Source organism: Neisseria sp. P0021.S007, from assembly GCF_051956855.1.
This window is the reverse complement of sequence record NZ_JBQCXA010001828.1, coordinates 1-431: the sequence shown is the minus strand read 5'-3', so window position 1 is coordinate 431 and position 431 is coordinate 1. Positions and strand designations below refer to the sequence as shown.

General features: G+C 51.7%; 1 protein-coding gene. It reads left to right on the top strand.

The genetic code is table 11. The annotated features are described in order from the left end of the window. Window positions 1-137 precede the first annotated feature (137 nt). Window positions 138-431, top strand: a 294-nt coding sequence (locus ACTHUR_RS21675; RefSeq protein WP_440400881.1) for an AAA family ATPase, incomplete at its 3' end; no start/stop codon positions are given.

Below are 431 nucleotides of genomic sequence, written 5' to 3'. Positions count from 1 at the left end.
GTATCGTTATCAGTGGGAAATTCCTGCAAATTTTGAATAAAAACTATATTGATATTATGCCCAAAGAGCGTTAATCCGCTTTCATATGACCTGCTATAATCCACGTCGTCTGAAAACCCTCTTTCACGGAAACCGCCATGGCCGACCTCTTTACCCGCCAACCTGATGCGCCGCTTGCCGAACGCCTGCGCCCGCATTCTTTAGACGATGTCATCGGGCAGCAGCACTTAATCGGCGAAGGTAAACCTTTGCGCGTGGCGGTGGAAGGCGGGAAGCCGCATTCTATGTTGCTGTGGGGGCCGCCGGGCGTGGGCAAGACGACGTTGGCGCGGATTTTGGCGCAGAGTTTCAATGCCCAGTTTCTGCCGGTTTCCGCCGTATTTTCAGGTGTAAAAGACATACGAGAGGCAATTGAGAAAGCTGAAATTGCC